Origin of the sequence: Pseudomonas morbosilactucae (assembly GCF_023241665.1) — a bacterium.
Lineage (GTDB): Bacteria > Pseudomonadota > Gammaproteobacteria > Pseudomonadales > Pseudomonadaceae > Aquipseudomonas > Aquipseudomonas morbosilactucae.
Genome location: NZ_JALQCX010000034.1, coordinates 33,253 through 59,019, shown reverse-complemented (window position 1 = coordinate 59,019; position 25,767 = coordinate 33,253). Strand labels below are relative to the sequence as shown.

The 25,767-nt window shown below is 63.1% G+C and carries 19 protein-coding genes and 2 pseudogenes; 11 read left to right on the top strand and 10 right to left on the bottom strand.

Going from position 1 to position 25,767, the window contains the following annotated elements:
* Window positions 1-7 precede the first annotated feature (7 nt).
* The 8 genes from M1B35_RS18985 to bioB all read right to left on the bottom strand — a co-directional run bounded on the left by M1B35_RS18985 (window position 8) and on the right by bioB (window position 8,609).
* A complete protein-coding gene (locus M1B35_RS18985; protein WP_123327494.1) occupies window positions 8-1,300 on the bottom strand; it encodes a GGDEF domain-containing protein in 1,293 nt (430 codons plus the stop codon).
* 219 nt (window positions 1,301-1,519) lie between these two features.
* Window positions 1,520-3,325 (bottom strand): phenylacyl-CoA dehydrogenase, encoded by a 1,806-nt coding sequence (locus tag M1B35_RS18980; RefSeq protein WP_123327495.1) that lies wholly within the window; start codon window positions 3,323-3,325, stop codon window positions 1,520-1,522.
* A gap of 305 nt (window positions 3,326-3,630) precedes the next feature.
* Window positions 3,631-3,927: a pyrroloquinoline quinone biosynthesis protein PqqE gene (locus tag M1B35_RS18975; protein ID WP_123327496.1), complete on the bottom strand. Its 297-nt coding sequence runs from the start codon at window positions 3,925-3,927 to the stop codon at window positions 3,631-3,633.
* 106 nt (window positions 3,928-4,033) lie between these two features.
* The gene (gene bioD / locus M1B35_RS18970; RefSeq protein WP_123327497.1) at window positions 4,034-4,714 is read right to left on the bottom strand and encodes a dethiobiotin synthase; all 681 of its coding nucleotides are present in this window, start codon (window positions 4,712-4,714) and stop codon (window positions 4,034-4,036) included.
* Entirely contained in the window at window positions 4,711-5,523 is an 813-nt protein-coding gene (gene bioC, locus M1B35_RS18965) for a malonyl-ACP O-methyltransferase BioC (protein WP_268262763.1), read from the bottom strand. Before bioC ends, bioD begins: the two co-directional genes overlap by 4 nt.
* Window positions 5,516-6,247, bottom strand: a complete 732-nt coding sequence (locus M1B35_RS18960) for an alpha/beta fold hydrolase (protein ID WP_268262762.1) — start codon at window positions 6,245-6,247, stop codon at window positions 5,516-5,518. Before M1B35_RS18960 ends, bioC begins: the two co-directional genes overlap by 8 nt.
* The gene (gene bioF, locus M1B35_RS18955) at window positions 6,240-7,418 is read right to left on the bottom strand and encodes an 8-amino-7-oxononanoate synthase (protein WP_123327500.1); all 1,179 of its coding nucleotides are present in this window, start codon (window positions 7,416-7,418) and stop codon (window positions 6,240-6,242) included. Before bioF ends, M1B35_RS18960 begins: the two co-directional genes overlap by 8 nt.
* A 135-nt stretch (window positions 7,419-7,553) precedes the next feature.
* Window positions 7,554-8,609 carry a biotin synthase BioB gene (gene bioB / locus M1B35_RS18950; protein WP_268262761.1) on the bottom strand — a complete coding sequence of 352 codons (1,056 nt, stop codon included), beginning with the start codon at window positions 8,607-8,609 and terminating at the stop codon, window positions 7,554-7,556.
* A gap of 91 nt (window positions 8,610-8,700) precedes the next feature.
* Here bioB and M1B35_RS18945 point away from each other — a divergent pair, with 91 nt between their 5' ends.
* From M1B35_RS18945 to rarD, 5 genes are all read left to right on the top strand, one after another.
* Window positions 8,701-9,441 (top strand): ComF family protein, encoded by a 741-nt coding sequence (locus M1B35_RS18945; protein WP_268262760.1) that lies wholly within the window; start codon window positions 8,701-8,703, stop codon window positions 9,439-9,441.
* A gap of 61 nt (window positions 9,442-9,502) precedes the next feature.
* Window positions 9,503-10,267, top strand: a complete 765-nt coding sequence (locus tag M1B35_RS18940) for a TOBE domain-containing protein (RefSeq protein ID WP_268262759.1) — start codon at window positions 9,503-9,505, stop codon at window positions 10,265-10,267.
* 71 nt (window positions 10,268-10,338) lie between these two features.
* Window positions 10,339-12,243 (top strand): PhoX family protein, encoded by a 1,905-nt coding sequence (locus tag M1B35_RS18935; protein ID WP_268262758.1) that lies wholly within the window; start codon window positions 10,339-10,341, stop codon window positions 12,241-12,243.
* 145 nt (window positions 12,244-12,388) lie between these two features.
* Complete coding sequence (locus M1B35_RS18930) at window positions 12,389-13,363, top strand: serine/threonine protein kinase (RefSeq protein ID WP_123327505.1); 975 nt, start codon at window positions 12,389-12,391, stop codon at window positions 13,361-13,363.
* Window positions 13,364-13,751: 388 nt separating this feature from the next.
* Window positions 13,752-14,639, top strand: a complete 888-nt coding sequence (gene rarD / locus M1B35_RS18925) for an EamA family transporter RarD (RefSeq protein ID WP_123327506.1) — start codon at window positions 13,752-13,754, stop codon at window positions 14,637-14,639.
* A 223-nt stretch (window positions 14,640-14,862) separates the two neighbouring features.
* On the opposite strand, the gene M1B35_RS18920 is transcribed toward rarD, so the two are convergent.
* Entirely contained in the window at window positions 14,863-15,381 is a 519-nt protein-coding gene (locus M1B35_RS18920; RefSeq protein ID WP_268262757.1) for a glycine cleavage system transcriptional repressor, read from the bottom strand.
* Window positions 15,382-15,926: 545 nt separating this feature from the next.
* On the opposite strand from M1B35_RS18920, the gene M1B35_RS18915 reads away from it, so the two are divergent.
* On the top strand, window positions 15,927-18,104 hold the full coding sequence (locus tag M1B35_RS18915) for a malate synthase G (RefSeq protein ID WP_123327508.1): 2,178 nt from the start codon (window positions 15,927-15,929) through the stop codon (window positions 18,102-18,104).
* 96 nt (window positions 18,105-18,200) lie between these two features.
* On the opposite strand, the pseudogene M1B35_RS18910 reads toward M1B35_RS18915, so the two are convergent.
* Window positions 18,201-18,646, bottom strand: a pseudogene (locus tag M1B35_RS18910) (response regulator).
* Between the two features lie 260 nt (window positions 18,647-18,906).
* On the opposite strand from M1B35_RS18910, the gene M1B35_RS18905 reads away from it, so the two are divergent.
* The 5 genes and pseudogenes from M1B35_RS18905 to M1B35_RS18885 all read left to right on the top strand — a co-directional run bounded on the left by M1B35_RS18905 (window position 18,907) and on the right by M1B35_RS18885 (window position 25,763).
* Window positions 18,907-20,841 carry a putative nucleotidyltransferase substrate binding domain-containing protein gene (locus M1B35_RS18905; protein ID WP_279653847.1) on the top strand — a complete coding sequence of 645 codons (1,935 nt, stop codon included), beginning with the start codon at window positions 18,907-18,909 and terminating at the stop codon, window positions 20,839-20,841.
* The gene (locus M1B35_RS18900) at window positions 20,838-21,545 is read left to right on the top strand and encodes a 3'-5' exonuclease (RefSeq protein WP_123327511.1); all 708 of its coding nucleotides are present in this window, start codon (window positions 20,838-20,840) and stop codon (window positions 21,543-21,545) included. Before M1B35_RS18905 ends, M1B35_RS18900 begins: the two co-directional genes overlap by 4 nt.
* 115 nt (window positions 21,546-21,660) lie before the next feature.
* Window positions 21,661-22,180, top strand: a pseudogene (locus M1B35_RS18895) (RNA polymerase sigma factor).
* Window positions 22,177-23,157, top strand: coding sequence for a FecR domain-containing protein (locus M1B35_RS18890; RefSeq protein WP_123327513.1), 981 nt, complete (start codon window positions 22,177-22,179; stop codon window positions 23,155-23,157). Before M1B35_RS18895 ends, M1B35_RS18890 begins: the two are co-directional and overlap by 4 nt.
* A 167-nt stretch (window positions 23,158-23,324) precedes the next feature.
* Window positions 23,325-25,763 carry a TonB-dependent siderophore receptor gene (locus tag M1B35_RS18885; RefSeq protein ID WP_268262756.1) on the top strand — a complete coding sequence of 813 codons (2,439 nt, stop codon included), beginning with the start codon at window positions 23,325-23,327 and terminating at the stop codon, window positions 25,761-25,763.
* Window positions 25,764-25,767 lie beyond the last annotated feature (4 nt).

The following is a 25,767-nucleotide window of genomic DNA, read 5'->3' as shown; positions in this document are numbered from 1 at the left end:
TCATCACTCAACCCGCAGCCGTGTCCATGCGTACCGCACCGCGACGAGTCTGGCCGAATGCAACGACACAATTTCGCCCCGCCCCCTTGGCGCTGTAGAGCGCCTGGTCAGCAGCTTTCAGCACTTCTTCGGCGGTGCGGTGCTCAATCAAGCGCTCGGAAACGCCGATGCTGACGGTTACCGAAACGCTGGAAGCACCGGCAGCGCCACGACGCTGGCGGCCCGTTTGATCGTCCTGGGGACGGTTGTCCTGATTACGCAGCTGGATGCTGTAGTTGGCGATGGTCTCGCGGATCATCTCCAAGTGCGGCATGCATTCCTCCAGGGTCTTGCCAGCGAACACCACGGCAAACTCCTCACCGCCGTAACGGTAGGCACGACCACCGCCCGTGACCTTGGCCAGTTTGCTGGCCACCAGGCGCAACACTTGGTCACCCACATCGTGGCCGTGGGTGTCGTTGAATTTCTTGAAGTGGTCGACGTCGCTCATCGCCAACACGTAATTGCGCCCCAGGCGCTGCATGCGCTCGTTCAACGCGCGACGTCCCGGCAGGCCGGTCAACTCGTCACGGAAGGCCATCTGGTAAGCCTCGTGGGCCACCGCAGCGGCGATCATCAGCATCACCTGGCTGCACATGATGTTCAGGGTGAAAGGCAGGATAAAGGTCTTGGGCAACATCCAGAACAACCCCAGCAGGCCCACCAACTGCGCCGCGTGCAGCGGTCGCGGGCTGCGCCAGTACTGGATCGCCAGCAACAGGAAGGCGGCAATGAACACCGGATACGACAACTGGATCAGGCTCATCCAGGCGCCGTGCAACGCCGGCCAGCGAATCTCAGCCAGCCAGGCCAGCAGCGCCTGTGGGTAACTTTGCTCCAGGCCCAGGGCGACGCTGCCGAATGCCACCAGCACAGCGAAGCGCGCCACCATGTCCTGGAACAGATGGGTTCGTTCCTGCCAGGCGGCGAACAAACCGAACAACAGCGGCAATAGCAGGCAGCACAGGTGAAACACCACCGCCGCATCTTCGCGGACCCGGCCATTGTCGCGGTAGAAGTCAGTCTGGGTATCGAGCAGGAAATACGCGGTGTACACGGTGACCATCAGAAACAGCTCACGCTGACGCCGATACACCGCGCAGTAAGCACCACCCAGCAACAGCACCAAGGTCGGCAGCACATTGAACAGGGAGGTGAAGAAGACGTTGAGGTCCTTGACATAGGCGGCCGCCAGCCCAGCAAGCAAAAGCAGTAACGACGGTAAAAAATGACTGAAACGTACAGCTGAAGAACGCGGCAAGGGTAAAACTCCGACCCGGCTGATCAATAGATGGCATTGTGCCTTCATTTGACTGAGTTAAGCACAAACAATGTGACTGACATCACATAGCCACCTCTTTAACGGCAGCGCTGCGCTTCTTCTTAGTGTTTTAGTCGGGAATTTTTTATCAAAAGATAACGCCCACAAAAAAGCCGCTCCCCCGAGGGCGAGCGGCTTCTTGGCGGGCGTCGGCGAGGCTTAGTAAGCCAGGCCGAAGTCCTCTTCTTTCATGTCCATCAGGTTGTTGGCCCCCGAGAGCATGGTCGCAACGTGAGTGCGGGTACGCGGCAGGATGCGCTGGAAGTAGAAGCGCGCGGTCTGCAGCTTGGCGGTGTAGAACGCCTCTTCGCTGGTGCCGGCGGCGAGCTTTTCAGCCGCCAGCCGTGCCATGTCGGCCCAGAAGTAAGCCAGGCAGGCGTAGCCGGAATACATCAGGTAGTCCACGGAGGCGGCCCCCACTTCCTCGCGATCCTTCATCGCTGCCATGCCCACTTTCATGGTCAGCTCGCCCCATTCCTTGTTCAGTGCCGCCAAGGGTGCGACGAACTCTTTGACGGCTTCGTTGCCTTCGTTGTTCTGGCAGAACTTGTGGACGATCTTGGTAAAGCCTTTGAGGGCCTCGCCTTGGGTCATCAGCACTTTACGGCCCAGCAGGTCCAGGGCCTGGATGCCGGTGGTGCCTTCGTACAGCATCGAAATGCGGCTGTCGCGAACGTTCTGCTCCATGCCCCACTCGGCGATAAAGCCGTGGCCACCGTAAATCTGCACGCCGTGGTTGGCGGATTCAAAACCGACTTCGGTCATGAATGCCTTGGCGATGGGCGTCATGAACGCCAGCAGCGCGTCGGCTTTTTTCTTCTCTTCTTCGTCTACGCCGTATTTGACGATGTCCACCTGCTTGGCGGTGAAGTACACCATCGCCCGGTTGCCCTCGGCGAAGGCTTTCATGGTCAGCAGCATGCGACGTACGTCCGGGTGGACGATGATCGGGTCAGCAGCCTTGTCCGGCGCTTTCGGGCCAGTCAGGGAGCGCATTTGCAGGCGATCGCGAGCGTATTTCAGGCCACCCTGGAAGCCGATCTCGGCGTGGGCCAGGCCCTGCAGAGCGGTGCCCAGGCGGGCGGTGTTCATAAAGGTGAACATGCAGTTCAGGCCTTTGTTCGCCGGGCCGATCAGGAAACCCGTGGCCGCGTCGAAGTTCATCACGCAGGTGGCGTTGCCGTGGATGCCCATCTTGTGTTCCAGGGAACCGCAGCTCACTGCGTTGCGCTGGCCCACAGTGCCATCGGCGTTCGGCAGGAACTTCGGCACGATGAACAGCGAGATACCCTTGGTGCCAGCCGGTGCATCCGGCAGGCGCGCCAGAACGATGTGGACGATGTTATCGGCCATGTCGTGCTCACCGGCGGAGATGAAGATTTTGGTGCCGGTAACTTTGTAGGAACCGTCGGCCTGTGGTTCGGCCTTGGTGCGCAGCATGCCCAGGTCGGTGCCGCAATGCGGCTCGGTCAGGCACATGGTGCCGGTCCATTCGCCGGACACCAGCTTGGTCAAGTAGGCGTCTTGCTGCTCAGGCGTACCGTGCTCGGAAATGGTGTTCATCGCGCCATGGGACAGGCCTGGGTACATGCCCCACGACCAGTTGGACTCACCGACCATTTCGCTGATCGCCAAGCCCAGGGATTCAGGCAGGCCCTGGCCGCCGTGCTCAACGTCGTGAGCCAGGCTTGGCCAGCCGCCTTCAACGAATTGTTTGTAGGCTTCTTTAAAGCCCGTCGGGGTTTTAACGCCGGATTCACTCCAGGTACAACCTTCCAGGTCACCTACGCGGTTCAGCGGAGCCAGCACCTGCTCACAAAACTTCGCGCCTTCCTCAAGAATGGCGTCAACCATGTCTGGGGTCGCGTCCTGGCATGCCGGGAGGCTCTGATAGTGCGCTTCATAGCCGAGCAGTTCGTCACGAACGAAGCGAATATCACGCAAGGGGGCCTTGTAGTCAGGCATAGCGATAAACCTCTGCTGATGTAACCGGGAATGAACAACCGCGTTGAATTTTTATAGCGGTCAAACAGGTGTTTGAAACATACGTTTACGTCCAAACCTTGTCAAGCGTCGCGCACGCGCCTTTTGTCTGCACAGTTCTGGACGCCGCGCAGGCAAGCGCACACGGCATACGCCATGCAGTCTAGTGGGTAGAGAGAAGGTCGGAGCGGGATTGCCGGCGTTCAGCGGCGCCCAAAAACATGCAGCAACAATACAGCGCAGCGACCCGCCGCCATTCAAGGCACCGGGTCACCGATGAGAGGGGGTCAAGCGTAGGTATCGATCAAGGTGCCGAGCATTTCATCGGAGGCCTTGGCCACCTTCACACCGAGTTCTGTCTGGACCTTGCCCATGGACATTTCCACCATGCTGGTGGCCACGTCGGATTCGCGGCTGCGGTCTACGGCGCGCAGGCGATCGGCCTGGATCTCGGAAGACTGGCTGGTGACAGAACGCTCAACGGTGGTGTTGGCGATTTGGCTAGCCGCCTGATCGACACGGTTCTGCCCGGCCTGGATGCTGCTCAGGCCTGCGTAGTAAGCGGTGTTCCCTGAAATTTCCATGGGAGTACTCGACTTTGAAAATAATTAACTCGCGCATTGAAGCAGATGCGTCAACAAAACACCCGTCAAAAACACTAATGGCACAGTGCCTCGTCATAGGCAAAATCTAGTCCAGCAGGTCCAACTGCAGATACTCGGCGACTGCCTGCGCGCTCGGCGCCTTGAGCTTGGGCACCCGGCCCAGGCAAGGCGCCGGCAGACGCTCCGCCAGGGTGGCCAGGTTCTCTTCAAGGCGCGAGGTTTTCGGCTCGATGATATTGGCCACCCAACCCGCCAGCTGCAAACCGTCCTGGGCGATGGCTTGCGCCGTCAGCAGCGCATGGTTGATGCACCCCAACCGCACGCCCACCACCAGGATCACCGGCAGGTCCAGGGCCATGGCCAGGTCCGAAAGGTTGTCCTGATCCGCCAGGGGCACCCGCCAGCCGCCAGCGCCCTCGATCAGGGTAAAGTCCGCGCCCTTGGCGAGAATATGCCGCATAGGCTTGAGCAGCGATTGCACGGTCAAGGCCACGCCGGCTTCCCGGGCCGCCAAGTGCGGAGCGATGGCTGGCTCGAACGCCACCGGGTTGACCTCTTCGTAACGCAGCGGCAACGACGACTCAGCCAGCAGCGCCAGGGCGTCGGCGTTGCGCAGGCCTTTGGGCGTCAACTCACAACCGGAAGCCACGGGCTTGCCCGCTGCGGTGCTCAAACCCGCCAGGCGCGCTGCATGCAGCAGGCCAGCGGCAATAGTGGTCTTGCCCACATCGGTGTCGGTGCCAGTGATGAAATACGCGGGGCTCATAGAGGCTTCTCCAAAACGGCATAGACCACCTGATACGTCGCCGGCAACCCCTGATCCTGACGGAACCCTTCGTAGGCGCCGATCAGGCCGCTGATCCGCGCCCGCCCGGTCAACCCACCAGGGCGCCCCGGGTTCAGGTTATGCGCGCCCAGCGCCTTGAGTTCATGGGTCAGGCTGCGCACATCGGGGTAGTGCAGCACGTGCGGGCAGTTTTCCAGGCTCCGCAGGCCCAGGCCGCTGCCCCCACAGAGTTGCTGATAACGCTCGAACTCACGAAACCGATTGACGTGCACCTGGCCATCGACCTGGCCCCAGCTCTCACGCAACTCGTACAAGGTACCCACGCACAGGCTGGCAAAAGCCAGCACGCCACCCGGCCTCAAGACCCGCTGCGCCTCCCTGAGTACCGAGGCAAAATCCGCGCACCATTGCACCGCCAGGCTGGAGAAAATCAAGTCGCAGCAGTTGTCCTGCAAGGGCAGGCGCTCGGCATCACCGGCCAGAAAGTACTCGGCGCCGCCCTGGGGCCGGGCGTGGTTAAGCATGCCCTCGGCAATGTCCAGGGCCACCCCCTGGCTGCCCGGAAAATGCTCGCCCAGCACACGGCTGAAATACCCGGTGCCGCAGCCCATGTCCAGCCAGCGCTGTGGCACAAAGCCCTGGGGCAAACGATCGAGCAGCGCGTGCCCGACGGCTCGCTGCAACTCGGCAACACTGTCGTAGCTGGCCGCCGCACGGGAAAACGATGCCGCCACCTGGCGCTTGTCAGGCAAGCCGCCAGGCAGGGTAGGAAAAGACAAATCAGTCATCACCGGACTCATGCAAAAAGGCCTGAATCGCCCCCGCCACACCGTGGGGGTCTTCCAGAAGAAATCCGTGGCTGGCCTGTTCAATCAGACCAATCTCGACATCCGGCAACAGGGCCAGCAACTCGGTGGCCGCTTCGGCCGGCACCAGGCCATCCAGCCCGGCGAACAGGTGCAACTGCGGCCCGCGGTAGTCTTGCAGGGCCCGTCGGGTGTCCAGCTGCGCCAACAGTTCCAAGCCCGCCATCAGCACCGCCGGCGGCGTGTTCGGCGCCCCACCCAGCAACAGTCGTGACAGGCCGCGCGGGTCCTCGGCGCCTTGGGCGCACAACAGGCTGAAACGCTTGAGGGTCAGCCGCGGATCGCTGCTGCAACCCGCCAGAAACCCATCGAAGGTGGCTTCCGGCATGCCACTCGACCACTCGCTGTGGGCGACAAAACTGGGGTTGCTGGCCAAGGTCAACAAACCGCAGCAGCGCTCCCCCCGACGCGCCGCCAGCTCCGAGGCGAGCATGCCCCCCAGGGACCAGCCGCCCAGCCAGGCGTCATCGGCCAGGGTGGCATCCAACTCATCCAGCCAATCGCCCAGGTCGCTGGACGCCAACTCCGGCAGCGGTTCGATCTCCACCCGCAGGTGTTCATCCAACCCCTGCAAGGCTGCCGCCAGAGGCTCCAGGGGCGAAACGCCCAGGCCCCAGCCGGGTAGCAGAATCAGTCGATCACGCATGGCTTGGCTCCGCTCCCAGTTCGCTGAAACACTCCGCCAGTGCGTCTAACAATAGCTGGACCTGCGCCTCGCTGTGGGCCGCCGAAAGGGTTACACGCAAGCGCGCGCTGCCGGCCGGCACCGTGGGTGGACGGATGGCCGTGACCATCACCCCGCGTTCACGCAGCCGCTGCGACAGCGCCATGGCCCGGGCACTGTCGCCCACCATGATGGGCTGGATCGGCGTGAAACTGTCCATCAGTTCCAGGCCAATCTGCTCGGCACCCTGGCGGAACTGGCGAATCAGCGTGTTCAGGTGCTCGCGCCGCCAATGCTCGCTGCGCAGCAACTCCAGGCTTTTCAGGGTCGCGCAAGCCAGGGCCGGCGGCTGGCTGGTGGTGTAGATGTACGGCCGGGCGAACTGCACCAGGCTCTCGATCAGCTCTTCGCTACCGGCGACAAAGGCCCCGGCAGTGCCAAAAGCCTTACCCAGAGTGCCCACCAGCACCGGCACGTCCTCCTGGCTCAAACCGAAGTGTTCGACAATGCCGCCGCCATGGGCGCCCAAGGGCCCGAAACCGTGGGCATCGTCCACCATCAACCAAGCGCCCTTGGCCCGGGTTTCACGGGCCAGCGCCGGCAAGTCGGCGAGGTCGCCGTCCATGCTGAACACGCCGTCGGTGACCACCAGGGTATTACCGGTGGCTTTCTCCAGGCGCTTGGCCAGGCTCTGGGCATCGTTGTGCAGGTAACGGTTGAAACGCGCCCCGGACAACAAGCCGGCATCCAGCAAGGACGCGTGGTTGAGGCGATCCTCCAGCACCGTGTCGCCCTGCCCGACCAAGGCCGTGACCGCACCGAGGTTGGCCATGTAGCCGGTGGTGAACAGTAAGGCACGGGGGCGCCCGGTGAGGTCCGCCAGGGCTTCTTCCAACGCGTGATGGGGAGTGCTGTGGCCGATGACCAGATGGGACGCCCCGCCGCCCACGCCCCAACGGCTGGCACCGGCGCGCCAGGCTTCAATCACCTGGGGGTGATTGGCCAGGCCCAGGTAATCGTTATTACAGAACGCCAGCAACGGCTGGCCATCCACCACCACTTCCGGCCCTTGGGGGCTTTGCAGCAGGGGGCGTTGACGATAAAGGTTGTCGGCACGACGGGCAGCCAGACGCGCGGCGAGATCAAAAGACATGCTGGCCTCGATAGTGGCTCACAAACACATTACCTGTAGGCGCTGACTTGCCAGCGCAGCAGGCGACGCGAACTCAGCCGGCTGGGCGGAGTTCGCGGGATTCGCCGGCAAGCCGGCTCCTACAATAGAAGGCGATCAGACGGCGGCGTTGTAGAACTGCTCGCTGCTCTTCTGCTCGACCAGGGCTTGCTCGATGGCCGCCTGATGTACTTCGTCAGCGTGCTCTTCACGGGCTTCCGGCTGGATGCCCAGGCGTGCGAACAGTTGCATGTCCTTGTCAGCCTGGGGGTTGGCAGTGGTCAGCAGTTTGTCGCCGTAGAAGATCGAGTTGGCGCCGGCGAAGAAGGCCAGGGCCTGCATCTGCTCGTTCATGGCTTCACGGCCGGCCGACAGGCGCACATGGGATTGCGGCATCAGGATGCGCGCCACGGCCAGCATGCGGATAAAGTCGAACGGGTCGACATCGTCAGCGTTTTCCAGGGGCGTACCGGCGACTTTCACCAGCATGTTGATCGGCACCGACTCAGGGTGCTCTGGCAGGTTGGCCAGTTGGATCAGCAGGTTGGCGCGGTCGTCCAGGGACTCGCCCATGCCGAGAATGCCGCCGGAGCAGATTTTCATTCCGGCATCGCGCACATACGCCAGGGTCTGCAGGCGCTCGCTGTAAGTGCGGGTGGTGATGATGCTGCCGTAGAACTCCGGCGAGGTGTCGAGGTTGTGGTTGTAGTAGTCGAGGCCGGCCTGGGCCAGGGCTTCGGTCTGATCCTGGTCCAGGCGGCCCAGGGTCATGCAGGTTTCCAGGCCCATGGCCTTCACGCCTTTGACCATCTGCAGCACGTAGGGCATGTCTTTGGCCGACGGGTGCTTCCAGGCGGCGCCCATGCAGAAGCGGGTCGAACCAATGGCCTTGGCACGAGCGGCTTCTTCCAGAACCTTCTGCACTTCCATGAGCTTTTCTTTTTCCAGCCCGGTGTTGTAGTGGCCGGACTGCGGACAATATTTGCAATCTTCCGGGCAGGCGCCGGTCTTGATCGACAACAGGGTGGAAACCTGGACGCGATTGGCGTCGAAATGCGCGCGGTGCACCGTCTGCGCCTGGAACAACAAATCGTTGAATGGCTGAACGAACAGGGCTTTGACTTCAGCCAAAGACCAGTCATGACGCAGGTTGGCGGTGGTGCTGGCGCTCATGGGCGATTCCTTGATTATGCTTGGCTAACGACTGCGGGCAGGCAATACCCACAACCGCGACACGGATGTTCGGCATATTTAAGGAAGCGCCATGCACTGTCAACCAGAATACAAAGGACCGGTTTACATCTGGTTAAATAACAACCAACCCTGCTTGCTCTGTGATCTCCCCAGCCAGACCGCCGCGCCCATTTGCCAAGCCTGCAAGAGCGAGCTGCCCTGGTTGGGCGATCAGTGCCGGATATGCGCCCTGCCCCTGCCCGACAGCGGGCTGATCTGCGGCCAGTGCCTGAAACAGCCCCCCGATTTCAAGCAGGTGGTGGTGCCTTGGGCCTACGGGTTCCCCATCGACAGCCTTATCCTGCGCTTCAAGCACAACGGGAAATGGCCTTTTGGCAACCTGATGGCCGGTCTTCTAGGCCATTCGCTGCACTTTCGCTTCAACGAGGGTTTGCCCCGACCCGACGCGCTGGTCCCCGTCCCCCTGGCCACCAAGCGCCTGCGACAGCGCGGCTACAACCAGGCGGCGATGCTTGCCCACTGGCTCAGCCAACAGCTGGGCATCGCCAGCGAGGAACACCTGCTGCTGCGCACCCAAGACACCCAGGCGCAACAGACACTGGATGCCCGTGCCCGGCAACGCAACTTGCGCCAGGCCTTTGCCCTGGCACCCGGCGCGCAAGTGCAGGGCCGTCACCTGGCCTTGGTGGACGACGTGCTGACCACCGGCGCCACCGCTCAAACCCTCGCTCGCCTGCTGCTCCGGGCGGGCGCCCGGCGAGTGGATGTGTATTGCCTGGCACGCACCCCGAAACCCGGGGAGGCAGACTGACTTGACAGCCACCCCCCAAGCCGCAAACTCGCCCCACTCCCAGCCTGCAAAGCACCTCGTCATGCCCATGCCCAGTTTGTTGACCCAGCACATCGTCCGTCGCCCGCAGCGCATCGCCCTGCTGCAACACATCGCCGAGCAGGGCTCCATCACCCGCGCCGCGAAAAGTGCTGGCCTCAGCTACAAGGCCGCCTGGGACGCCATCGACGAGCTGAACAACCTGGCGCAAAAGCCCCTGGTGGAACGCAGCATCGGTGGCAAGGGCGGCGGCGGTGCCAAACTGTCCAGCGAGGGCCAACGGGTGCTGCGCCTGTACCAGCGCCTGCAAGCCTTGCAGGCCCAGGTCCTTGAGGCCGCAGAAGACGCCAGCGACCTCGATCTGCTGGGGCGGCTGATGCTGCGGACCAGCGCCCGCAACCAATTGCACGGCACGGTGCAGGCGATCACCGCCCATGGCTGCAATGACCTGATCCGCCTGGAGCTGGCCGGCGGCCTGACCCTCCAGGCGCAGATCACCCACGACAGCACCCTGCGTCTGGAGCTGGACGTGGGCACCGAAGTGGTGGCGCTGATCAAGGCCGGCTGGCTGGAGCTGCTCGCCCCCGAGCAACCAGAAACACCTGGATACAATTGCCTGGAAGGTCGAATTGAGGGACTTCTCGACGCCAAAGACGGCCCCAGCGAGGTGCGCATCAGCCTGCCCAGCGGCCAGACCTTGTGCGCCCTGGCCGAGCCTGCGCAGTTGCGTAGCCTCGCGCTGAGCCCGGGTCAGACGCTGCGGGTGCAGTTCACACCCGGCAACGTTCTGCTGGGCACGCCGCTGTAGTCGCAACAACTGCAACATTTCCGTCATGGAGGCTGATTAAGGTGGCTGCAAAAACCTGCAGGAAGCCTGAAATGAGCCTATTAGAAGAAGACCAACCCACCGACCTGGAACGCATCGTCGGCTTCAGCCGCCGCGGCTTCATCAGTGCCGGCGCCCTGTGCGGCGCCGCCATGTTTCTCGGTGGCAACCTCTTGAGCCGCAGCGCCCTGGCCGCCAGTGTCAGCGCCGGGGCCAGCAGGTTGCTGGGCTTCGAAGGCATCGCTGCCGCCACCACCGACCGCATCAGCCTGCCACCGGGCTACGCCGCGTCCGTGCTCATCAGTTGGGGCCAGCCGCTGAACCAGGACGGCCCGGCCTTCGACCCCAGCGGTAACGGCAGCGCCCAGGCCCAGGAAGTGCAGTTCGGCGACAACAATGACGGCATGAGCCTGTTTGCCTTCCCGGACGACCCGCACCGCGCCCTGATGGCCATCAACAACGAATACACCAACTACCGCTACCTCTATGCCCACGGCGGCATGCCGCAGTCGGCGGAAGAAGTACGCAAGGCCCTGGCCTGCGAGGGTGTCTCGGTGATTGAAGTGCGACGCCAGAACAACGGCCAATGGCAGTTCGTCCAGGGCTCACGCTACAACCGACGCATCCACGGCAACACGCCGATCAATCTGAGCGGACCCGCCGCAGGCCACGCCCTGCTGAAAACCAGCGCCGACCCTCACGGTAAACAGGTATTGGGCACCTTCCAGAACTGCGCCAACGGCATGACACCTTGGGGCACCTACCTGACGTGCGAAGAAAACTTCACCGACTGTTTCGGCAGCAGCAACCCCGAGCAGGCATTCGACCCGGCGCAAAAACGCTACGGTGCCGTGGCCGCCAGCAAAGACATCAACTGGCATCAGCACGACCCGCGCTTCGACCTGGCCCATAACCCCAACGAACTCAACCGTCACGGCTGGGTGGTGGAGATCGATCCCTTCGACCCTCAGTCCACCCCGCTCAAGCGCACCGCCCTGGGCCGCTTCAAGCATGAGAACGCGGCCCTGGCGCAAACCAAGGACGGCCGCGCCGTGGTCTACATGGGCGACGACGAGCGTGGCGAGTTCATCTACAAATTCATCAGCCGCGACAAGATCAACCATCAGAACCCCAAGGCCAATCGCGACCTGCTGGACCACGGCACCTTGTACGTGGCCCGCTTCGACGCTGGCGACGGCAACCCGGACCACCCCAAGGGCCAAGGCCAATGGCTGGAACTGAGCCACGGCAAACAGGGCATCGACGCCAGCAGCGGCTTTGCCGACCAGGCCGAAGTGCTGATCCACGCGCGCCTGGCGGCCAGCGTGGTCAAGGCCACGCGCATGGACCGCCCGGAGTGGATCGTGGTCAGCCCCTCGGACGGCCAGGTCTATTGCACCCTGACCAACAACGTCAAACGCGGCGAAGACGGCCAGCCAGTGGGCGGCCCCAACCCACGGGAGAAGAACGTCTACGGACAGATCCTGCGCTGGCGCACCGGCGCTGACGACCACGGCGCCATGGACTTCACCTGGGACCTGTTTGTGGTCGCCGGCAACCCCGGCGTGCACGCCGGCCAAGCCAAGGGCGGCTCGTCCAACATCACCCCGCAGAACATGTTCAACAGCCCGGACGGCTTGGGCTTCGACCAGGCAGGTCGCCTGTGGATCCTCACCGACGGCGACGTCAGCAACAGCGGCGACTTCGCCGGCATGGGCAACAACCAGATGCTCTGCGCCGATCCGGCCAGCGGCGAAATCCGTCGTTTCATGGTGGGCCCGGTGGGGTGCGAAGTGACGGGCATCACCTTCTCTCCGGATCAGAAAACTCTGTTTGTCGGCATCCAGCACCCGGGTGAAAACGGCGGCTCGACCTTCCCCGAGCACCTGCCCAACGGCAAACCCCGCTCCTCGGTGATGGCCATCACCCGGGAAGACGGCGGCATCATCGGCGCCTGACGGCTATCGCCGGCGAGCCGGCGTCTGCCACGTTCAAGGCAGGCGTCGACTGGCCGGCAATAACCGCGGCAAAGCCCCCGGATAACACCTGTCTGCGCTAACATGCCTGGCCGGACGCAGCCGCCTGCTGCGCGCAGGAGTCAGCATGTCTCACCCGTTCGCAACACTCACACCCGACCTGGTCCTCGATGCCGTTGAAAGCATTGGTTTTCTCAGTGACGCCCGGGTCCTGGCGCTCAACAGCTATGAAAACCGTGTCTACCAAGTGGGCATCGAAGACGGCGAGCCGCTGATCGCCAAGTTCTACCGGCCCCAGCGCTGGAGCAACGAGGCCATCCTCGAAGAACACCGCTTTACCTTCGAACTGGCCGAGTGCGATGTGCCGGTGGTCGCGCCGCTCATCCACAACGGCGCCAGTCTGTTCGAACACGCCGGCTTTCGCTTCACCCTGTTTCCACGCCGTGGCGGCCGTGCGCCGGAGCCCGGCAACCTCGACCAGCTCTACCGCCTGGGCCAGTTGCTGGGGCGCTTGCATGGCGTGGGTGCCACCCGCCCCTTCGAACACCGCGAAGCCCTGGGGGTGAAGAATTTCGGCCACGACTCCCTGGCCACCCTGCTGGAAGGCAACTTCATTCCCAAAAGCCTGCTGCCGGCCTACGAGTCCGTGGCCCGTGACCTGCTCAAGCGCGTGGAAGACGTGTACCAGGCCACGCCGCACCAGAACATCCGCATGCACGGCGATTGCCACCCCGGCAACATGATGTGCCGCGACGAGATGTTCCACATCGTCGACCTCGACGACTGCCGCATGGGGCCAGCGGTCCAGGACCTGTGGATGATGCTCGCCGGCGACCGCCAGGAATGCCTCGGCCAACTCTCGGAACTGATGGACGGCTACAGCGAATTCCACGACTTCAACCCTCGGGAGCTGGCCTTGATCGAGCCCCTGCGCGCCCTGCGCCTGATGCACTACAGCGCGTGGCTGGCGCGACGCTGGGATGACCCGGCCTTCCCTCACAGCTTCCCCTGGTTTGGTACCGAGCGTTACTGGGGCGACCAGATCCTGGCGCTGCGCGAGCAATTGTCGGCGCTCAACGAAGAGCCCCTGAAATTGTTCTAACCCCACCCGTAGGAGCTGGCTTGCCAGCGATAGCAATCTTGCGGACGCCTCGCCGGCAAGCCGGCTCCTACAGAAAATCACCCTCCCGTAGGAGCTGGCTTGCCAGCGATAGCGGTCTTGCGGACGCCTCGCCAGCAAGCCGGCTCCTACAGAAACTCGCCCCTCCGTAGGAGCTGGCTTGCCAGCGATCGCAATCTTGCGGACGCCTCGCCAGCACGCCGACTCCTACAGAAACCCACCCCTCCGTAGGAGCTGGCTTGCCAGCGATAGCGGTCTTGCGAACACCATCGCTGGCACGCGGCCTTAACCGCGAGCGCAAAAGCCAGGACAGGTATAGACATTTCTCCTTACAATCGTCGTTTGTTAGCTGCCTAAGCAAGGACTCTGCATGCAAGCCGCCAACCCGCGCCACGGGTACATCCTGGGCCTGAGTGCCTACATCATCTGGGGCCTGTTCCCGCTCTACTTCAAAGCCATCGCCAGCGTGCCCGCCGTGGAAATCATCATCCACCGGGTGCTGTGGTCGGCGTTGTTCGGCGCATTGCTGTTGCTGGTATGGAAACACCCGGGCTGGTGGCGCGAACTGCGGGACAACCCCAAGCGCCTGGCGATCCTGGCCTTGAGCGGCACCCTGATTGCGGCCAACTGGCTGACCTATGTCTGGTCGGTGAACAATGGGCGCATGCTCGAAGCCAGCCTCGGCTACTACATCAACCCCCTGGTCAACGTATTGCTGGGCATGCTGATCCTCGGCGAACGCCTGCGGCGCCTGCAGTGGCTGGCGGTGGGGTTGGCGACGGTGGGTGTGCTGCAGCAAGTGTGGCAAGTGGGCAGCCTGCCCTGGGTGTCCCTGGTGCTGGCGCTGACCTTCGGTTTCTATGGGCTGATCCGCAAACAGGCGCCGGTCAAGGCGCTACCCGGGCTGGTGGTGGAAACCTGGATGCTGGTGCCCATCGCTGCCGCCTGGCTGTTGCTGCACCCGGAGGCCAGCAGCGCCCAGGCCCATTTCTGGACCACTTCCGAAGCCTGGTGGCTGGTGGCGGCCGGCCCGGTAACCTTGGTGCCACTGGTGTGTTTCAACGCGGCTGCACGGCACCTGCCCTACACCACCCTGGGCTTCCTGCAATACTTGGCACCGACCCTGGTGCTGTTGCAGGCCGTGCTGTTGTTTGATGAACACTTGTCGTCCAGCACCTTGCTGGCCTTCATGTTTATCTGGGCGGGGCTGGCGGTTTACAGCGTGGATGCCTGGATCAGCCTGCGCGGCCGGCGCTGATCAAAAAACACTCAAAGCCTTGCAAGCCATGATATCCGTGGCCTGCAGGCATCCTTCCCAAGGTTATCCACAACGTGATCCCCGCCGTTTGTGCACAAGCCCTTGAAACTGCTGGTTTTTTGATCAGATCCTGAAGAGCCACGGCCCGCCTGGGCTGGCGCTCAGTCTCTACAGGTTATCCACAGGCGCATGCACCTTAAACTTGGATAACCCGCAGCACCGGTCACCCCTCGCTGCGCAGCACCAACTCCACCATCAGATCGTCCGCCAGGGTTTCCAGGCGTGATTGCAAGACATCCAGGGACAACGTCAGAGGCACCGCCAGAATGGCCTCGGCATGAAACAGCGGCTCGCTGCTCATGGGCGCCGGCCGCACTTCGGTGACCAGGCTTTCCAGGTTGACCCCCTGCTCGCTCAGCAAACGGGTGATGTCGCGCACGATGCCCGGCCGGTCGTTACCCACCAACTCCATGGCGATCGGCTTCCAGGTGCAGGACTGCTCGATCCCGCTGTCGGCAAGCAGCACGCGAATGCCCTGGGCCGCCAGCCCCTGCAGGGCCTCCACCAACTCGTCGTAGGCTTCGGCCGGAACCCCCACCCGCAAGATCCCGGCAAACTGCCCGGCCATGCGCGACATGCGGCTCTCCAGCCAATTGCCGCCGTGCTCAGCGATGCACTGGGCGATGCGCTCGACCTGTCCGGGTTTGTCCGGGGCAAATACGGTGAGTACGAGGTGGTCCATGGCGCAGCCCTCTGTTCAGGATGAAAGAGCAATTATAGGCAGCCTGGAATCCAACAGCTTCCGCTCCACCTTGTAGGCGCTGGCTTGCCAGCGATCGACACCCTCAAGCCCTGCGCAAAGCCTCAATCTTCAATCGCCGGCAAGCCGCCCATACAGAGGGCCGAAGGGCAGGAAAATACAAATCGTGTACAACTCTTTAGATTTATCTGGAACAATCAATCGTTTTTTTGAGAACATCCGAATCCCCGGCGTGACCGCGATGCTTTTCTGAGTCGCGGAACGACGTATTTAGTCTAATTTTCACAAGCGCAATTCATCATGTAGTATGCCGCAGCGCGCACTACATAACGTTGGATCGATGTCTGCCAAGGCGCAGTCGCAACCTTTGAAAGCCCCCGTCAGCAAGGCTCAGCCGTTGATTGGAAGCACCCAGCCGCCGGCAATGGCATGTACTGGAAACAGGGGTTGTGCTTTAAATGGCCCGAGGCTTCATTGTTAATTTGAAGAGCTGAAAAGCGAAATAGCTGAGCAGAGTGAGGCAAGCAATGACTGAACACGTTCAAGTCGGTGGCCTGCAGGTCGCCAAAGTCCTGTTCGACTTCGTGAACAACGAAGCCATTCCCGGTACCGGCCTCACCGCCGAGGCATTCTGGGGCGGCGCCGACAAGGTCATTCACGACCTGGCGCCGAAGAACAAAGCCCTACTCGCCAAACGCGACGATTTCCAGGCGCGTATCGATGCCTGGCACCAATCCCGTGCCGGTCAAGCACACGACGCCGTGGCCTACAAAGCCTTCTTGCAAGACATCGGTTACCTGCTGCCAGAAGCAGCGGACTTCCAGGCGACGACACAAAACGTCGACGAAGAAATTGCCCACATGGCCGGCCCGCAACTGGTGGTGCCGGTGATGAACGCGCGCTTTGCCCTGAACGCCTCCAACGCCCGCTGGGGTTCGCTGTACGACGCGCTGTACGGCACTGACGCCATCAGCGAAGCCGACGGCGCAGAGAAAGGCAAAGGCTACAACAAGGTCCGCGGCGACAAGGTCATTGCCTTCGCCCGTGCCTTCCTCGATGAATCCGCGCCATTGACCGCCGGTTCCCATGTCGACTCCGTGAGCTACAAGATCGTCGACGGCAAGCTGGTGGTCGGCCTCAAGGGCGGCAGCAACAGCGGCCTGCGCGATGACGCGCAACTGATCGGTTACCACGGCGACGCCGCTGCACCGAGCGCCATCCTGCTCAAGCACAACGGCCTGCACTTCGAAATCCAGATCGATGCCAGCAGCCCGGTCGGCCAGACCGACGCCGCCGGGGTCAAGGACCTGCTGATGGAAGCAGCCCTGACCACCATCATGGACTGCGAAGACTCGGTCGCCGCCGTCGATGCCGACGACAAAGTGGTGATCTACCGCAACTGGCTCGGCCTGATGAAGGGCGACCTGTCCGAAGAAGTCGTCAAAGGCGGCAAATCCTTCACCCGCACCATGAACGCCGACCGTGAATACACCGGCGTCGATGGCTCGACAGTGAAACTGCACGGCCGCTCGCTGCTGTTCGTGCGCAACGTTGGCCACCTGATGACCATCGACGCGATCCTCGACAAAGACGGCAACGAAGTACCGGAAGGCATCCTCGATGGCCTGGTCACCAGCCTCGCCGCCATCCACAACATCAACGGCGGCACCTCGCGCACCAACAGCCGGACCGGCTCGGTGTACATCGTCAAGCCGAAGATGCACGGCCCTGAAGAAGCCGCCTTCACCAACGAGCTGTTCGGCCGCATCGAAGACGTCCTGAGCCTGCCGCGCAATACCCTGAAGGTCGGGATCATGGACGAGGAGCGCCGCACCACGGTCAACCTCAAGGCCTGCATCAAGGCCGCCAGCGAGCGCGTGGTGTTTATCAACACCGGCTTCCTCGACCGCACCGGCGACGAAATCCACACCTCCATGGAAGCCGGCGCCGTGGTGCGCAAGTCCGCCATGAAGGGCGAGAAATGGATCGGCGCCTACGAGAACTGGAACGTCGACATCGGCCTGTCCACCGGCCTGCAAGGCCGTGCGCAGATCGGCAAAGGCATGTGGGCCATGCCGGACCTGATGGCCGCCATGCTCGAGCAGAAAATCGCTCACCCACTGGCCGGTGCCAACACCGCCTGGGTGCCGTCGCCGACTGCCGCCGCCCTGCACGTGCTGCACTATCACAAGGTCGACGTATTCGCCCGCCAGGCCGAACTGGTCAAGCGCGAGCGCGCTTCGGTGGACGATATCCTGACCATTCCCCTGGCCAGCAACACCGACTGGTCCGCCGAAGAAGTGCGCAACGAACTGGACAACAACGCCCAGGGCATCCTCGGTTACGTGGTGCGCTGGATCGACCAGGGCGTGGGCTGTTCGAAAGTGCCGGACATCAACGATGTCGGCCTGATGGAAGACCGCGCCACCCTGCGTATCTCCAGCCAGCACATCGCCAACTGGCTGCGCCATGGCATCGTCACCGAAGCCCAGGTGCTGGAAAGCCTCAAGCGCATGGCGCCGGTGGTGGATCGGCAGAACGCCGGTGACGCGCTGTACCGTCCATTGGCCCCCGACTTCGACAGCAACATCGCCTTCCAGGCGGCGCTGGAGTTGGTGATCGAAGGCACCAAGCAGCCCAACGGCTACACCGAGCCGGTACTGCACCGTCGTCGTCGCGAGTTCAAGGCCAAGAACGGCCTGTAAACCCGCGCGATAGCCCCAACGAAAAAGCCCCGGTCCGCAAGGCCGGGGCTTTTTCATGGGCAGGTATTGGCAGCGTCCGGGCCGCCAGGCTCAACCCTAAGGAACAACCCCCAGCTCATGCTTGACCAGGGCCAGCAGCTTGCTGGTGTCCACCGGCTTGAGCAGAAAGTCCACCACACTCAAGTGCATGGCCTCGATGGCATCACGCACGTCGGCGTCCCCGGAAATGATGATGATCGGCAACGCCGCCCGCTCCGACTCGCGCACTTGGCGTATCAGGTCGAGGCCGCCACAGGGCGCCATGCGCAAATCGGTGATCAGCAAACCAATCGATTTGCTGGACTGGAGCAACTCCAGGGCCGCCACACCACTGGCGGCGGTCATGCAGCGAATACCGTCCAGCGCAAGGATTTCCGAGAGCAACTCCCGCGCATCCTTGTCGTCATCGGCGATCAGCACACGCTGGGGCGGCAGATCAGGCTCCAGCATCACGGCACTCAGCGCTCGCGCTCGGCATCGCTCAAAATATCGTGGTCAGACATATGTTTCTCTGAATAGACAGATCAATCCCCTAGCACAGTGGTCAGACATCGCCAGGCAGGCCTTCAATGTGCACTTCGTCGGAAAAATTTCCAATCCCTTTGATCAGCACCTTTGTGCATGGATCAGCGGGGTTTCAATGCCAAATGTTGCGCCTGACGGCGGCTACCTAGACTTACGTCCAATGGGCACCCTGCGCCGACCGGCCGACCATGGCGCTTGATCCGACCACAATAAATCCAAAAAGACTGCGGTAATCGTTATGAGTAAAGCGGATGCCTTCACCCAGGCCGGGAAGACCGCGGTGTTGCAGAACATCCACGGGACCATGCAGTTCCTACAGCGCTTCCCGCCTTTCAACCAAATGGAAAACGCCCACCTGGCGTACCTGGTAGAGCAATGCCAGCTGCGTTTCTATGGCCCCGGCGAGAGCATCATCAAGCCCGCCGACGGCCCGGTTGAACACTTCTACATCGTCAAGCAGGGCCGGGTGGTGGGCGAGCGCCCCCACAGTGCCAAGGGCGGCACCGAAACCACCTTCGAAATCACCACCGGCGAGTGCTTCCCCCTGGCGGCATTGCTGGGCGAGCGGGCCACCCGCACCGAACACTTGGCGGCCGAGGACACCTTCTGCCTGCAACTAAACAAGCTGGCCTTTATCAAGCTGTTCGCCCTCTCTGGGGAATTCCGCGACTTCGCCCTGCGCGGGGTCAGCAGCCTGCTGGACCAGGTCAACCAGCAAGTCCAGCAAAAGGCCGTGGAAACCCTCGGCACCCAGTACTCCCTAAACACCCGCCTCGGCGAGTTGGCCATGCGCCACCCAGTGACCTGCAACCCCTCCACGCCCCTGCGCGAAGCCGTGACTCTGATGCACGAGCAGCAAGTGGGCAGCATCGTGGTGGTGGATGACCACAAGGCGCCGATCGGCATCTTCACCCTGCGCGACCTGCGCCAAGTGGTGGCGGACGGCACCCAGGACTTCAACCAGCCCATCGAACGGCACATGACCCAAGCGCCGTTCTTCCTCAGCCCGGACCACAGCGCCTTCGATGCGGCGATCGCCATGACCCAGCGGCACATCGCCCACGTCTGCCTGGTCAAGGATCAGCGCCTGTGTGGCGTGGTTTCGGAGCGCGATCTGTTTTCCCTGCAACGTGTGGACCTGGTGCACCTGGCCCGGACCATTCGCCATGCGCCACGCATCGACAACCTGGTGGCCCTGCGCGGCGAGATTGGCCAACTGGTGGAGCGCATGCTGGCCCACGGCGCGTCTTCGACCCAGATCACCCACATCATCACCCTGCTCAACGACCACACCGTGTGCCGGGTGATCGAACTGACCCTGGCCGACAAGGGTGACCCCGGGGTGCCCTTCAGTTGGTTGTGCTTTGGCAGCGAAGGCCGCCGCGAGCAGACCCTGCACACCGACCAGGACAACGGCATCCTCTTCGACGCCCGGGACGCTGCCCATGCAGCCGAAATCCGCGGCAAGCTGCTGCCCCTGGCCCAGCAGATCAACCAGAGCCTGGCGCTGTGCGGCTTCACCCTGTGCAAGGGCAATATCATGGCCAGCAACCCCGAGCTGTGCCTGTCTCGCGCCGAATGGGCCCGACGCTTTGCCGCCTTTATTCGCGAGGCCACCCCGGAAAACCTATTGGGCTCGAGCATCTATTTCGACCTGCGGGTGGTCTGGGGCGACGAGCGCGGCTGTGAACAACTGCGCCAGGGCATCCTCGATCAGGTCGCCGACAACCGCTTGTTCCAACGCATGCTGGCCGAGAACGCCTTGCGTCAGCGCCCGCCGGTGGGGCGCTTCCGCGATTTCGTCCTGGAGAAGAAAAATGGTGGGAAAGCCACGCTGGACCTGAAAGTCCAGGGCCTGACCCCCTTCGTCGACGGCGCCCGGCTGCTGGCCCTGGCCAACGGCATCGGTGCCAACAACACCCTGGAGCGCCTGCGCCAACTGGTGGCCAAGGACGTGATCGAGGCCCTGGACGGCGCGGCGTATGAAGAGGCTTACCACTTTATCCAGCAGACCCGCATGCAACAGCATCAGCGCCAGACGCGGGAGAACCTGCCGTACTCCAACCGCGTCGACCCGGACAGCCTCAACCACCTGGACCGGCGCATCCTGCGCGAATCCCTGCGCCAGGCCCAACGCCTGCAAAGCAGCCTGGCCCTGCGGTACCAGTTATGAGCCTGTTTACCTGGCTGCGCCCCGCCGGCGCACTGCTGACCGCCGAGCAGCAACAGCGCCGCGAACACCTGCGTGACGCCGCGCCCCTGGGCGAGTGCAGCCTGCGCGAACAACGCTGGGTGGTGGTGGACGTGGAAACCACCGGCCTGAACCTCAATCGCGATCTGGTGCTGTCCATCGGCGCGGTGGTGATTGAGGACGGCGCCATCGACTTCAGCCAGCAGTTCGAACGCACCTTGCAGCGCAACGGCCAAAAACTGAGCCCCAGCGTGCTGATCCACGGCCTGGGGCCCAGCGCCATCGCCGCCGGTTGCGACCCCGCCCAGGCCTTGCTGGACTTCATGGAGTTCGTCGGCGACAGCCCGTTGCTGGCCTTCCACGCGCCCTTCGACCAACACATGCTCGGCCGGGCGCTCAAGGACAGCCTGGGCTATCGCTTGCAGCACCCCTTCCTCGACGTTGCCGACATGGCGCCGCTGCTCTGCCCCCAGGCGAACATTCGCGAAGCCGGCCTGGATGACTGGATCGGCTGGTTCAAACTGCAGGTGGGCGAGCGCCATCACGCCGCTGCCGACGCCCTGGCCACCGCAGAACTGGCGCTGATTCTGTTCAGCCGCGCCCGCCAGCAGCAGATCCACAGCCCGCTGAACCTGCAACAGCGCCTCAGCCAGTGGAAACGCCGCCAACACGCCCCCACGTTCTAACCCCGAACGCCGCGCCGCCTGGGCAACCGACCAGCGTCAATTGCGCGGCTGTTTCGCCTCTGCCACAATCGCGAATAATTCTCGTTAGTTTCAACTTCCTCATTGGTGATACCCGTTGCCGTCAGCCCAAAGCCCACACAACGAACTGGTTGGTGCGTTGTATCGCGACCATCGTGGTTGGCTATTGGCCTGGCTGCGCCGCAACATGGCGTGCCCGCAACGGGCCGAAGACCTGAGCCAGGACACTTTCGTGCGCTTGCTGAACCGCGAGCAGGCACCCAGCCCGCGCGAGCCGCGGGCGTTTTTTGCTGGCCATCGCCAAGGGCTTGTTGTTCGACCACTTCCGCCGCGCCGCCCTGGAGCAGGCCTACCTCAATGAACTGCTGCTAATTCCCGAGCACCAGCATCCGTCGCCGGAAGAGCAGCAACTGATCCTCGAAGACCTCAAGGCCATCGACCGCCTGCTGGGCAAGCTCTCGAGCAAAGCCCGGGCGGCCTTCCTGTACAACCGTCTGGACGGCCTGAGCCACGCCGAAATCGCCGAGCGCCTGGGCGTCTCGGTGCCCCGGGTGCGCCAGTACCTGACCCAGGGCATCCGCCAGTGCTACATCGCCCTGTACGGCGAGCCGCTATGAAGCCCATCAGTTCCAAGCCGGTGTCGGCCCGGGTGCTGGACGCGGCAATTGCCTGGCAACTGTCCCTGGATTCCGGCGACGGCAGCAGCGTGGAGCGCGAAGAGTTCGCCAAGTGGCACGCTGCCGATGAGGAACACGCCCGTGCCTGGCGCCAATTGGGCATGCTCGACCAGCGTTTCAGCGTGGCTTCGGGGCCGGCCCGCGCCGCACTGCTGCAATCGCGCGAAGGCATTCGCCGCCAAGTGCGCAAGCTCGGCAGCGGCCTGGCCAGCGTGGTCGTGGTGCTCGGGCTGGCGCTGATGGTCGGCGACCGCTACCTGCCACTGGATTACTGGCTGGCCGACCAGCGCACCGCCACCGGCGAGCAACGCACCCTGCGCCTGAGCGACGGCACCGTGGTCAACCTCAACACCCACAGTGCCCTGGATGTGCGCTTCGATGACAAACAGCGACGCATCGTGCTCCAGGAGGGGGAAATCCTCATCGAGACCGGGCACAACGATGCGCGGCCATTTATCGTCGAAACCCGCGAAGGACGGATGCGCGCCCTGGGCACGCGATTCCTGGTCAAACGCGAAGACCAGGGCACCCGCCTCAGCGTGATCAAATCCGCTGTCGCCGCGCAGCCGCACACCCCGGCACAGGAACAGATCGTCAAGGAAGGCCAGCAGGTGCTGATTCACAGCGACGGCCTGGGCCCGCTATTGGCCCTCAACGCCGACGCCGACGCCTGGACCCGCGGCATGCTGGTGGTGGACAACGCCCGCCTCGGCGACCTGATCCAGGAACTGGGCCGCTACCGCCGCGGCTACCTGGGCGTGGCCCCGGAAATCGCCGACCTGCGTATCACCGGCAGCTTCCCGCTGCACGACACCGACCTGGCCTTGAGCGCGCTGCTGCCGACCTTGCCAGTGCGCCTGGAACAGCACACGCCGTGGTGGGTCACCGTGCAGGCCAAGGCCCCCGCCCAGCCCTGAATGCATCGCCCAGCCGGCGCCTCTCGCAGACGCTGGCAGGGCGCCGGGCTCGGCAGATACAACCCGCCAGCGGGCTGATAAAAATTATTTTCATTCAGCCCTATCACTTTCTCGATCTCGTACGGCATGGAGGCAATTGCGAAACATTTCCATTCAGGAGCCGCCGTATGTACCGCCCGCTTGACACCCTGCTGCGCCCCAGCCTGCTGGCCGTAGCCATTGCCCTGTGCGCCCCCTTGGCCAGTTCCCCGCTGCTGGCGGCCGAGCAGGCTTCCAGCGTGCGCGCCTACAACCTGCCGGCGGCGCCCCTGGCCAGCACCCTCAACCGTATCGCCAGCCAGGCCGGCGTGGCCCTGAGCCTCAACCCGTCCCTCGCGGCCGGCAAGACCTCGGCCCCGGTCAACGGCCAGTTCGACGCCATCGGCGCCCTGCACGAAGCCCTGCGCGGCTCGGGTCTGCAACTGGAACAAGGCAGCGCCGGCACCTACACCCTGGCGCCGATCCCGGAGGGCGTGATGGCCCTGCCAGAAACCAGCATCACCGGGCAACAGGCGTTCGAAAGCGCCTGGGGACCGGCGGATGGCTACCTCGCCACCCGCACCGCCGCCGGGACCAAGACCGATACGCCCATCGCCGAACTGCCACGCTCGGTCTCGGTCATCACCCGCGAACAAATGGACGATCGCCCAGTGCTCAGCCTCAACGACGCACTGCGCTACACCGCCGGTGTGCAAAGCAGTGGCTACGGCTCCGACTCGCGCAACGACTGGTTGCTGGTACGAGGCTTCGTGCCGACGCAATTCCTCGATGGCTTGCCATTGCCCCGAGGCACTTACGTCACGCCGAAGATCGAGCCCTGGAACCTTGAACGCATTGCGGTACTGCGCGGTCCGGCCTCTTCGGTTTATGGCCAGACCCCGCCAGGCGGCCTGCTGGACATGGTCAGCCGCCGCCCCCAGGAACAAAGCAGCCATGAAGTCGAAGTCCAGGCCGGCAGCAACGAACACAAGCAGATCAACTTCGACAGCACCGGCAAGATCGATGATGGAGGCCAGTTCCTGTACCGCGTGAGCGGCACCGTGCGCGACAGCAATGCGCCGGTGGACCACATCCCGGACAAGCGCTACAACATCGCTCCCAGCCTGACCTGGAACATCAACGACGACACCAAGCTGACGTTCCTCTCGCAGTACACCCGCGACGATACCGGCATCACCGGGCAGTTCCTGCCGCTGCAAGGCACCAAGCTGAGCAGCCCGGCCGGCAAAATCTCCCATCATAAAAACCTCGGCGATCCGGATTGGGAGTTCTACGATCGGACCTACTACTCCCTGGGCTACGCCTTCGAAACCCGCCTGAACGACACCTGGCAGTTCCACCAGAACCTGCGCTACACCAAGAACGAACTGAACTTCCAGGGCATCACCGCCGGTGGTCAAATCTGGCCGGCAGGTCCTGATCAGGCCGTCAGCGCCGACGGCACCGTGCAACGTACCGCCGGCAAGGTCGACGAAAACATTGGCCAGATCGCTGTCGACAACAACTTCCAGGCCGACTTCCAGACCGGCGCAGTGAGCCATACCGTGCTGCTGGGCCTGGACCACCAGCGCTCCGACAATGACTCTCGCTGGCTCTGGGGCTCGGCCGGGGTACCGGCCAGCAACATCAACAACCCGGTGTATGGCCAGGACTTCTCCAAGGTCCAGTACTTCACCATGTACGACTACAACCAGAAAATTCAGCAAACCGGGCTCTATGCCCAGGATCAGATGTCCCTGGACAACTGGCGCCTGACCCTCGGCGGTCGTGAAGACTGGGTGCATGCTGCCACCACCTTCCACAACTTGCAGGACGCCACCAGCACCCAGCGCAACAAGCAGTTCAGTGGCAACGCCGCCCTGAGCTATGTCTTTGACAGTGGCGTAACGCCCTACCTCTCCTACGCGGAGTCCTTCCAACCCACCAATGGCGCCCCCACCAACAAGCTCGATGCCTTCAAACCCACCACCGGGCAACAGTACGAAGTGGGGGTCAAGTACCAGCCACCTGGCAGCAAAACCCTGCTCAGCGCAGCAGTGTTCGACCTGACCCAGGAAAACATGTCGGTCACCGAAGCCAACATCACCCGTCAAGTGGGTGAGGTCCGCGTACGCGGCCTGGAACTGGAAGCCACTGCGGACGTGACCAACAACCTCAAGCTGGTGAGTTCCTACACCTACAACGACAGCGAGATTGTCAAAGGCACCGCTGCCGAGAAAGGCAAGCGCATGGCCCAGGTACCGCGCAACCAGGCCACCACCTGGGCCGACTACACCTGGCACGAGGGGGCACTGGACGGTTTTGGTGTGGGTGCGGGCGTACGCTACGTCGGCGACACCTACGGCAACACCACCAACACCGACTGGGGGCATGTGGGCTCCTACACCGTGTATGACGCCTCGGCGCATTACGACCTGGGTCGCGTGAACAGCACGCTCAAAGGCGTCACGGTGGCACTGGATGCGAAGAACATCTTCAACAAGGATTACCTCTCCACCTGCGACGGCTTTTACTGCTACTACGGCGATCAGCGCAACGTTGTCGCCAGCGTCAAATACAAATTCTAAGAAG